The organism is Desulfonatronospira sp. (assembly GCA_003563255.1).
GTDB lineage: Bacteria > Desulfobacterota > Desulfovibrionia > Desulfovibrionales > Desulfonatronovibrionaceae > Desulfonatronospira.
Genome location: PWSL01000526.1, coordinates 1 through 11,350 on the forward strand (window position 1 = coordinate 1; position 11,350 = coordinate 11,350).

Below are 11,350 nucleotides of genomic sequence, written 5' to 3' on the forward strand. Positions count from 1 at the left end.
CAACAGGCTCCCCGCTAACGGCGTGGATACGGCAGGCCACTTTGAGTTCCAGGATGCCTTTCTTGACCATCCATCCCAAAAGAGCCACCCCGTTTTGGATATTTTCCGGCCAGGTTGAGAATTCCTCCAGCTCAGCCCCAAGCAGCAAGGCCAGATTTTCATGGTCCTCTTCCCGGACTGCCTGCAGAATAATATGCACGTCGTCCGGATCAAGATCCGCCCCGACAATAAACCGGGCCTTCCCGTTCTGAGCGGTGAAGGCAGAAAATCCTTGCGAGGCTGCAGCCAGGGAAGAGGATCTGAAGTATCCGGCGACCCGGTCGTAGCGCACAGCACGTCTTAGGGCCGGAATATAGAATTCATGCAGGATATTGGTGGGCTTGTCCTCAGGGTTGACCGTGGAGGTTCTGTAGGAGATACGCCACGGATAATCCGGCAACAGAAATGATTCATCCTTGGAATACGTCATAAGTAACCATATGCTTGGAGCCACCTGAATGGCTGGGTCAAAACGATGCTTTCCCGTACCACAAAAAAGCCCGCTTTAGACGGCGGTATTGTCCAAAACGGGCCATTCAATCCAAAAAACCGGCTTCACCAGAAGCCGGGGCCTGCACAACACGAAGTCGTACATGGGGTTGATATTCATGTTGGAATTACTCCTGAAATGCTGTCATAAAAAACAAGAAATTGTTATCAGTTAATTGTTAATTGTTGAAGACAACAGCCTAAATTAACTGCCTTACCCTATTAACAATTAACAGATAACAGATAACTGGGTTGCGGGCATAGCCAGCTTTAGGCCTATGGACATAAATGTCAACGAATATCATTTGGAAGGTTGTGTATAACTGGACAGTTAAAAGTTTTTTTGTAATCATTTGTTTTTATTAGCTTTTTTGCAGATCAATATGTCTTTCAGGCCAGACAAGATATCTATCCAAATTTATTGACTTTATTTCTTTCAACCAGGAACGAAGAACCAGGAACTTTTAACTCTCAAGTGTATAAATCGGTTCAAAGCAGGACTCATCACTGTTTTGCTCAGGTTGCATTACGATTGCAGGCCAAAGAGGATAATTTCCGCCTTGCGCCGCATATCCGGATCATCCACCTCGGCAGCCCATACCCTGAGAAGATCCAGCATCCTGTTCCTACTGTCCCCGGCATGCTTCTCCAGGTAAGGCCGGACCATCAGGATGTCGCCCTGATCATAGACCCTGAGCATGCCCTGCAGGACATCCCATTCCGTCTGGGGGTTTTCCAGGCGTTTTTCGTTTCTCTCCCTGGGTGCGGCCAGTCTGAGCTTTGAACCATTTTTTACCAGGGGGGCATGAAAACCGTTAGCTCCGTTGGCCTGCCTCTGACGTGCCCGGCCCCTGGCAGCACTGCTGAGACCGATTGTGTTGTCCTGGACCTGATAGCCTCCATTTTTTTCCGCAAGGCGTACCTGCAGGGAGCGGCTCAGGTTGAGCCCTTCGTCATAGGCAAAATCCTTGAGCCCCCAGATGCCGAATATAGTCAGGGCCATGGCAGTCTCGGAATCCAGCTCGCTGACCTGAATACGGCCCCGGCTCAGCCGTGCAATCTGATTTTCAGCCACAACGCGGCTGGCTTCGTTCATAGCCCGGATGGGACTGACTTCTTCGTCACCGTCCATGACCGGCCAGTTCTGGGACAGGACCTTCAAGGCCCGTCCATAAGAGGCCACCATTTCATCCACTGGATTCAGTCTCAATGGAATGAATTCTTCCAGGCCCTGCTCAACAGCCTCCTGGATCTGCTTCTGCACCCCCCTGCCCCCAATGCCGGTCCAGACCGCAGGAAACTCAGCCTCTTCAGTCCGCTTGCGGCAGGAGATGAAAATGGAGCTGGCTGCTGCAGCCATGTCTTTTTGGTGCATAGAGGCGGATGATTCCGACTCCACGGGAAAAGTACCAGTAATAATCCAGCCTGTCTCAATTAGAGAACGGGTCAAGGCTTCCCATGCGTTCTGGCTTTTATGCGTGAACATCAGGGTCAGCAGACCGGCCTCTTTCAATACTCTTCTACATTCAGCAAATATGCTGGACATATGTGCAATATAAGAATCATTGGCACTCTGAGCAGAGCCATCTCTGGCTGGATTGGCCACGGCTTCTTCATTCTTGTTCGTTAAACGGCGAGAAAAAAAACCCGGATATAAATCCTTCAGAGTTCTTTTCTGCCAGACATAAAAAAAATCAGAAAGTTCTGCATACTGCACGTTGTTGTAATATGGAGGATCCATCACCACCAGATCAACAGAGCTGTTCTGCACCTGACTGATGCTGTCAGCAGAGTGATTGGTAATGGAAACCTGAGGAGCTTGAGCGTCGAAATAATATTGTTCATGAACAGGGGATAAAATATGGGCAAGCCCTTGGTATGCATCATAAATCTGAGAAAAACACCATTTAAGGCCAGAATTGGGGCCAGTAAAAATCATTTCACCAAAAGTCCATTTCAAAGAAAAGTCATGCCTTCCAAAATTACCCTTCACTATGCCCCTGGTATACTCCCACCTTGTCTGACGACTGTTATAATCCACACCCTTGTCAATAGCGAACTGCAAGTATGTAATTACAGCCCGGCCTTTTTCCTGGCCGAGTTCTTCAATTATCCTGGGTTTGAGCTCGTTAAGGCCTTCCACCAGGGTGCAGTGCCCAAGCAGCTGTCTGGGAGTGAACATGTCGCACCAGCGGGGCATGCCGTAATAGACCGGGCGCATGTCGTTGCCGGGAGGGAATTGCTCCGTCGGGATATAGTCCTTTGCTGCCCACTCGTCCCATTTTTCATTCAATTTTTCCTCAGCCTGACGCAGAGCCTGGAGGTCCTGATCATTGGGTGGGCGAAAAAAGCGGATTTTCCGGGTCTTGATTTGACCCTGCTTTTCACCGGATGCGTAGCGCTGAGGCCGGCCCTCTTTATCAAGTATGGGCTCCTGACGTACAGCCACCACGCAATAGAGCCTGTCCTGCCACTTGCCCAGGGGGCTTTCACCCCTGGCCTGGGCCTTGATCTCTTCGCCGGTAATCCCCTGCCTGCAGTGAATGCATTGGCCCACCCCACCCGAAACAGTTGAAAACTCCGGGTCATCTCCTTGAGGTCCCCGGCCTTTTTGGACCTTGTAGGTCTCAAAACGCACAGTGCCTTTTCTGCTTTTGCCGTCAGAAACTATGCGCACTCCCCATTGTTTTCCATCCTCTTTGGAAAGCCAGCAGGAATTGAGTAAAGGCGCTTCACCCCTGCAGTGCGGGCAGGTGACTTGGCGGCAGTAGAGGTAAGTAGTAACTTGTTCTTTTTCAAATTGCTCAAGTTGCTTATGCTGACAATGCAAACCTTGTAATGCTTTATCTTCCTGCACCGGCAATGGAGCTGACTTTGAAAAGTAAGGGCCAATTGATTTGTCCAGATGGTTAATCAACTCCTCTCCCCAAATTCTAACATCATCAATTAAACTCGACCCAAATTGTGCTGGATATTGCAAAGTAGCATAAAGTATTACTGAAGCTACAGGATTTAGTTCATTGGCAATTACGCTATATCCGAGTCTTAGAGCTTCAAAAGGAATAGAGCCGCCACCTGAGGTCGGATCGAGTATAGTAATGTTTCTATTATCATGGGCTGGAGTTGTAATATTTGAGAAAGCTCTATCGTAACCATAAAGATTGGGTACTCTTACCCCCCTGCTTTGAGATAAGGCCATTAATTGTTTAAACCAGGCCGGATCACCCATGACTCTTTGCAGTTCAAGCCTTGCGCCTTCATCCGGCCAGGGTTCGGGCAGGGGCTGGCTTTCCTGCTCCCAGCGCACAAGAACAGGGTCATTCTGCAGGCCGGCGTCTTTGGACTTGAGTTCTGCTATAAGCTCCCTGTTCTGCTGCCGCCTGTGCTGCTCCTTGTCCAGGGCCCGAAGGACCACCCGGTCCACGGGCAGGTATTCTCTGCCGTTATCATCGGTCTGGATACGTTCCAGAAGTTTTCCGGTCAGGGTCCACTGCTGCTCCTGGACCAGGGCGACACACTTTTCAATGCCCAGGCTGCGTACAAACTCCTCCGGGTCGGTATCCGCAGGCAGAAGAGAGGCCAGAATGGCTGCCCGGCTGGGAGTCAGGGGACGCCTGGCCCACCATACGTGCAGGTAATATAAAGGAGGTAGTGCCGAGCTTGCCCCTCTTTCCCTCTGGGTCTCAGCCCCCACCTGGTGACAGGGAAATCCATGCTCTATAAGGCGTGTGTCGTTTTTTTGAATCATCTTCTTGCCAAAGCGGGCTATGCCCGCAACCCAGTTATTTGTTAATTGTAAATTGTTAATAGGGTAAGGCAGTTAATTTAGGCTTTTGTTCATAAACTCGAGAGTTCAAAGTTCAAAGCTGAAAGCTCAAAGCAAAGACAATAAAATCAAGAGGTTAAAGCCATTATTGCTACAGACATTCAGTCTCTTGTGGATATTCAATGAAAACAAGGTGCTATCAATGTATTTCCAGAGAACTTTTGACTGGCAAGTTCTTCAACAATTAACTATTAACTGATAACACTACAGCGAAACTTATTTTTTGACCTCCGGGGACTGGCTCTTTTGCCGCCGAATTTTTGAAGCATTTGCAAATTAGCAACCGGCAAAAGTGCCTGTCCCCAATTTAGACAGGTTGAAAAGTTTTATAAGTTTCGCTGTAGTGATAACAATTTCTTGTTTTTTATGACAGGGTTTCAGTAGCAAGTCACAACTAAACAGATACATCAAAAGTATTTCGGAGACTGGACATAAAAAAACCCGCCTGGTGCGCTTACTAAAAAAAAGAAGAGGCGTGGCGGGTGTTGTTAATATTTTTATATTTTCACCGGCCACGCTTGTCAAAGTAATTTTTCAACTCTCCCGCATTCGAGACAACATTCTGCCTACAGCCGGATCACCGGGCTGGCCTCCGAGAATTATGCGCAGACCAGATAACGCCCAGCGGTTGGCGTCTGATCCGTAGGTAGTGGTCCGATACAGCCAGTATTCAGCCTCTTCACGGGAAAATCTGGCAATGCGCCTGGCCATGAGTTCGATGCGGTCCATCTCCTTAACCCGGACCTGCAGCCTGGCCAGTAGCCCCAGCTTGGCCCCGGCCTCTTCGTCCAAGGGCAGATTCAACCTGAGTCGCAGACCGTTCTTGTTCATATAGTGCTGCAGTTCCAGAGGAATATCCTGCTGGTCGCGAACAGTGGAAACAATCTGTTTAAGCACTGGAAGACAACGCCTTAGAGGTTCGCCGTATATAGAACCGATTTCCACCAGTATTCTTTTGACTGGCAACTCCATCATGGCCGGACGGTTTTCCTGCCCGGAAGCCTTATTGTGCATCTGATAAGCCCTGCGTTCCTTGATGACCAGGACCGGCACAGGATAGTCCTTCCATTCAGTGATGCGCAGGACATATGAGGCCAGGGGAACCAGAGGCTCAAGTTTTTTTAGATGATGACTGGTCAGATCCATTTTAAATTTCTGGTTAAATATTTCCGGAAAATAACCCAGGCACTATTTCAGTTTACTGACAAAGAGGCATTCATCTTCCGGCTCGCTGATTTCCAGTTCCAGATCTGTTTTCTCGCCCTTGCGGGCAAGTTCAGCCAGAGTGGCAAACAACTCGTCCAGGTGTTTCATGCCTTCTGGAGTAACATCCTCCAGGGAAAACCTGAGACTGCCTCCACCGGGAACCTCCAGCTCGAATATCTCCAGCAGCTCTATGCTGGATTTTCCACCCTGGGAATATATCCGGCCAAGCTGTTTAAGCAGAGGCCATACCTTTTCCAGGTCCTTTTTCCCGGAGAGCCGAATCCCCTTTTCCTTTTTCTTCCAGCCGCGCTTGGAGATTGCTGCCGGGGTTATCAGGGAGTGGTCCGGCTTTACCGGCTCAAGTACTGCTACCCTGCCGTAAACCAGATCGGCCGGCTTCTCTGATTGCTCCGGAGAACCACTGTAGACCCCGAGTCTGCCGTTTTTTACCAGATTAGAGATGGCTTCAGAAACTTCATTTTCAGGGACTTCTCCGTAAGCCTCGTTCACTAAAGAGCGCACCTCGGACACAGTTGAGGCTTCCCTGTCATCCACAGCAGAAGTGATGATTTTTCTCACCTTTTCCCTGTCCACTGATTTTGGTCCCCAGCCAAGCTGCCGGGCGTGTTTAAAGCTTACCAGGGACCACCCCGGGCTGGACAGATCCAGGTTGAGAGGCAATGGACCTGTATCACGGCTGAAAAATTCTTCCGGCTCGTCACTGCTGCTGGACATGCGAAACAGGCACCAGGCACCACGCTCCACACCCGCCCTGACAATGTTTTCAAAAAGTTCCATACGTTCCAGTATCGGCCATTCTCTTAGCTGCCTGAAAGAATCTCTGATTTCCTGCAGTTCCGGAGTTTGTTTCTGGTGGAAAAAAAAGCCGGCCAGAATCTGAAGAGTTTCCCGGGTTTCGGCGATATCTGCGGTGATCAGTTCTCCATCCTGGCGCAACAGTTTTGTAATTTCCCCGATTATTGCCGCACCACCCTCGCCGCCTCCAGTGCGAATCTCCTTATGAGCAAGCTGCCTGGATGCAGATGGATACCACAGAGAATCAAAGCACTGGGCCACAGTGGTTTCCAGGGCCTGAGCCCTGACTTTCAGACGTTTGTTGAAGTCCTGCTCCATGAGCATGGCTGCAGTAATACCATAATCTTCAGGCCTGTCCTGCAACCTGCGCATGGCCACAACCGTCCTGGCCATGCCTGCTATGCGTGCAAAAGTCTCTGCGGCCCGGGTCTGTCTCCGGGCATCCTGCTTCTGGTTTTTGGTCAGCACTGTACTGGGCACAAGCACAAAGCACAGGTTCTGATTCATCCTGGCCTTACTGGGACCAGCCTGAGTAATAAGCTCCTGAATATCCACTTCTTCAGCATCCAGGGCCACCAGGGCCAGGATGGGGCTGTCACCTTTGTCCGGTATATCTTCCGGATGGGTCACCTCATGCACTACGTAAAAAGGATCCGAGTGCTGCCTGACCACGTTGCGACCGGTAGTCCTGATCCTTTCCATGACCTGGTCTGAATTTAACTGCAAGCCGGATTCAATGGCCGTCAAAGCACGGTTTACTGAAGGTTCCAGGCTGGCGAAATATTTTCCCTGTTTCTTGCGCAGGTATTGGGCGCTCTTTTCAATTTCTTCCAGGGCCATCTGGACCTGTGGGGGAGTCATGTCCGGATTGGACACATCAAAAAGAGCCTCCTGCTCTGTCAGCCCAAAGAGGTTGGACCCCAGGCCTTCGGAACGGCCCACCAGGCTGTGCAGAAAAATGCTGCGCCAGGCATATTCGTACATGGGAAAGCCCTGGGGATGCGGATTCTTTTCATCCGCAAGCCGGGCGTAACTTTTGCCCATGGAGAGATTGCCTGTGTCCGGCCCCCCGATGTCGGTATTCAGAACCTGGAGCAAATCGCTTCCACCGGTACGGCCCAGTATTTCATTGACCATGTCCGGGCTGGTCAAATCAATGTGACAGGTATGGATCATGGGTATCTGCAGCCCCCTGGACCATATGCTGCGCATCACAAAGGCGAGCATGCGCAGTACTCCCCGTGTTCCCTGAAATGTTTCCAGAGTAGCCAGCTTGCCCTGGAGATAGCGGATGAAAGTGGGATGAAAAGGGTAATGAGCCGACAGCACGGTCTCAAAATCAGACTGGGAAGCATGGGCGGGCAGGTGCGAGGAATGCCGGCGGTATACTTCCATATAGGAAGCTGCTGTATCCCAGGCTGCCCTGTCATCTATACTTTCAAACAGCCTCTTGGCTAAAATGCGGGAAATCTCTCCGCCCTGCACCGGGACTACAGTGGAGGCATCCCTGGAAATCACGCTTCTGATTCCCTGCTCTGCCTGCTGGGCCAGGGCCATGGCCTGGTCTTCATCCACCTCTTCGCCCTTTACCTCGGAAATCAGGCGGCTCAGTTTGCTGGATTGCCTGGCAAAAGCATCGGCACTGCCGGCAAGAGTAAGGACAATGGAAATATGCGAATGGTTCCGCGCATAACCGTGCAGCCCCATTAAAAAGGCTGCCAGCTGATCGGAACCGTCTGACCTGGCCGCCTGCAGCCTGGTGGCATACTGGGCCAGCTCGTCAAACATGATTAAAACCCTGCGCCCATGAAAAATTTTTTCAAAAAAAGAGCTCCCTGGCGAGGCAGGTGATTCAGCCTCTGTGCGCAGTTGGTTATACAGGCTTTCTCCTCCGATCCTGAATGCAATTTCTCCCCACAAGGTATGGGGCACAAGCTCTGACCCTTTGGGATTGTACAAAGGAAGCTCATCACCGGCTATACCTATGACATCCACTGTGCCTGGTTCTGGCAGGACATCCTCTGCTACATAATCGGCTACCAGAGAGGCCAGTTCCTTGCCCTGCAAAGCCAGGTGAGCCAGGGCTATCAGGGTATGTGTTTTACCCCCGCCAAAAGCGGTCTCCAACCTCTGGATGGCAGGGTAAGTGTTTATACCAGCCAGCCTGCCCAGAGCCGAACCAAGAACCGTTACCAGCCCCTGGGTGGGATAAGTACCATGCTGAAAGAAAACCTGGGGGTCGGTATAGACAGTGCTGATTGCTTTGGGATCGTTATAGGCCCGTAGAACACTGCTCAGACCGGCGGTAAAAATCTCTGGGTTGAACGTTCCTTCAATGATGTCTGAACGCGGCGTGCAGGTCTTAAGAATTGACTGCATAATTGGACCTCTTAATGGACTGGTATCTGTCACCTGCTTTCCTTCAAGACGTCAAACAGATACAAATTGGTTGATTGAGTCATTGTACTCTTACGATACTAGTGCCTGGTAACAGTTCAGCCCTTTTCTATGGAAAGCAGGGGACAGACACCCCAGCCCTTGTTTTTTTGTTGATGAAAAAAACAGACTTAATAAAAAAATGACTGGGAGAGCCAGTCCCCGTGCCACCTGCAAATGGCTAAACTGTTACAGTGCTTGATTTTTTCCAAAAAAATTCAGTACTTAATGCCTTACTTCAGAATTAAAGTCAATATGTGTATTCAAAGCATCAGGAAAATCAAAAGTATCTGTTAAGTACTTAATTTGTTTCTTGTTCGATAAGTATCTGTTTAGCGCTTTGCATGTGGCATGGGGACTGGCTCTTCAGGGACCCACTTGTCCCGAAAAATAAGATATTTTATTCACAAAATGATGCTCAAGTGGGTCCCGGAGTTCCTGTCCCCTGCTTTCCTTAAAAGCGCTAAACAGATGTGACTGCAAAAAGTCATTTTTGCAGTCACAGACGTCAGAGATCAGAGGTCCCCAGTGAAATCCCTTCGGGAACTCCAAGGAGTTATTTCACGGGGCAGGCAGTAAAATCAAAGAGTTATGTATATTGTTGATTTGTGAATTTTTCATTCCCCGACTTTTTGCAGGTGCATCTAAACAGATACTTCGATAAAAAGATAAGTGCGGGGAGAGCCAGTCCCCGGAGGTTAATAAATAAGTTTCGCTGTAGTGCTAGTACGATCCCAGGAAGAACAGGCTTACCACACTTTAACCGTTTTGTTCATCTCCTGTAAGTGATTTAAGCCTGTCAATAACATACCTCTTATCTTTTGAGTCTATTTTCAAGGCCATTTGATATATTTCTCTGGCCTTTGCCATGTTATTATATTCAGCATGTGCATCCAAACAGTACAAATCGCCCCACCTGATATACACCCAGACGTTATCCGGAAATTCTTTAGTCAATGCTTTAAAGGCCTGTTCAGCTTCTGTAACCATTCCAAGTTTAAAATATGATTCAGCTTCAGCTATCTTCATATTACTTATTAAATATTCACGCGAATCAGGAAAAAATGAACAAAATTCCCTGCAGTATTCGATTCTTCTATGAAAAAAAGACTGGTCTTCAAGGCCGGCGTTGTAAAGTTCCTGTTCAAGATCCTGGCACCAGTTAAACAGAGACTGCATGCCAGAAAATACCTTTTCAGCATCCTCTAAGGTTTTCATTTCACTGGTAAATCTTTGTTTTAAGTGCTCCCAGACTTGCAACCATAACTTGCAACCTTCTACAACCCGGTCTTTTCCCTGCGCATTTACAAGTTCGTATCCCTGATTCATAAGATCACTTAACTGCTCAGAGCCAATCACGTCAGGAGCCAGTCGTTTCCATAAAACCATACAGGCCATCCAGATAAAATCTAAATCAAAATGTCTGGCAGTAATGGTATATCTCTTTTTCCAGTGGTCAGCCAGTTCTTCTGCAGAATAAAAATTTTGAACATCTTTTTGAAACTGTCCTTCGTCAAAATCAACACCAAACCTTTTTAATCTATCTATGATTTCTTTGGTCTCAAGCCCCTCGACTTCTTCTGAGTGCCAGTGATATTCCCTGCTGGTTTCTGAAATTTCAGGACTCGCCTTGTCAATACAACATTTCTTGAATTTTTTGCCACTGCCACAAGGGCATGGAGAATTGCGACCGATTTTATTGGAGGTTACAGGCTTGGAAAGCATTTGTCCGTGCATTTTCGGGAACATCTGCTTATGTCTTGTGATCATCGGAATGAAGAATGAATCGTGAAACTCTTTGAATTGTTCTTCATCCATTTTTAAAAACGGCCGAATCTCTTCGAGATACTCAGCACGCTCGGTTTCCGGCAATAAAGCCAGATTCCAACATAGCTGAGCCATCTCCAGCGCCTTGTTTATCTGTTCTGGTGTGCCGTCTGTCTCGTCGATAAGTGGCTGCGCATACGCTGCCATTGATTCCGCAATAGCTCCCATTGAACTCTCCTCTTCTTTTAATGATTTTGCATCTGGAAAACTTGTTCTTTGCTTTGAGGTCCATGTCGATCCCGGTGTCTGCTTCCAGGATACGCCCCCAGGAACCTTACAACCGTTTGATTTTGTATATGTTTAGACACCTACTCAGGCTGGAAACTCGGTATGGATTAAGAGAAAAGCATTTGATCCCGCCCGGAAGGCGGGCTAATGCAACCTGCGGCTTCCGGCTTGCCCTGTGAAATTCCGAAGGACAGCGCAGCTGATTTCACCGGGGCCGCTGATTGCTAATCCCGTCAATCTATGCCTGCCACGCGTCTTTGGCGTGGTTAATCCTCTCTAAACATTCTTGTTTTTTGTAACAGGCTTTCTACGGTTAAGTCACTAGGCTTTTTCCGCGACCCTGCACGGAAAAAGAGGCCCCTTCGGGGCAAAAGAGACGGCCCACGGAATACACGGAATCTCACGGAATATGCGTTGCTTCGCAACGCTTTAAAAACTTCCGTGTCCTTCCGTGTGTTCCGTGGGCAAAAGCTCCTGGCTTTC

The 11,350-nt window shown here is 48.9% G+C and carries 5 protein-coding genes; all 5 read right to left on the reverse strand.

The genetic code is table 11. From position 1 onward, the window contains the following. The coding region (locus QZP87_RS15220) for a hypothetical protein (RefSeq protein WP_291323777.1) at positions 1–469 on the reverse strand (469 nt) is incomplete at its 3' end. A gap of 585 nt (positions 470–1,054) precedes the next feature. Next, a complete protein-coding gene (locus QZP87_RS15225) occupies positions 1,055–4,276 on the reverse strand; it encodes a DUF1156 domain-containing protein (RefSeq protein ID WP_291323778.1) in 3,222 nt (1,073 codons plus the stop codon). A 612-nt stretch (positions 4,277–4,888) separates the two neighbouring features. Continuing rightward, complete coding sequence (locus tag QZP87_RS15230) at positions 4,889–5,500, reverse strand: hypothetical protein (RefSeq protein ID WP_291323779.1); 612 nt, start codon at positions 5,498–5,500, stop codon at positions 4,889–4,891. 42 nt (positions 5,501–5,542) lie between these two features. Next, on the reverse strand, positions 5,543–8,755 hold the full coding sequence (locus tag QZP87_RS15235; RefSeq protein ID WP_291323780.1) for a DUF499 domain-containing protein: 3,213 nt from the start codon (positions 8,753–8,755) through the stop codon (positions 5,543–5,545). Positions 8,756–9,571: 816 nt separating this feature from the next. Then, a complete protein-coding gene (locus tag QZP87_RS15240; RefSeq protein WP_291323781.1) occupies positions 9,572–10,807 on the reverse strand; it encodes an SEC-C metal-binding domain-containing protein in 1,236 nt (411 codons plus the stop codon). Positions 10,808–11,350: the final 543 nt, after the last annotated feature.

Coding starts and splice junctions, on each gene's coding strand:
- QZP87_RS15225 (WP_291323778.1), bottom strand. CDS start 4,276: ATGATTCAAAAAAACGACACACGCCTTATAGAGCATGGATTTCCCTGT.
- QZP87_RS15230 (WP_291323779.1), bottom strand. CDS start 5,500: ATGGATCTGACCAGTCATCATCTAAAAAAACTTGAGCCTCTGGTTCCC.
- QZP87_RS15235 (WP_291323780.1), bottom strand. CDS start 8,755: ATGCAGTCAATTCTTAAGACCTGCACGCCGCGTTCAGACATCATTGAA.
- QZP87_RS15240 (WP_291323781.1), bottom strand. CDS start 10,807: ATGGGAGCTATTGCGGAATCAATGGCAGCGTATGCGCAGCCACTTATC.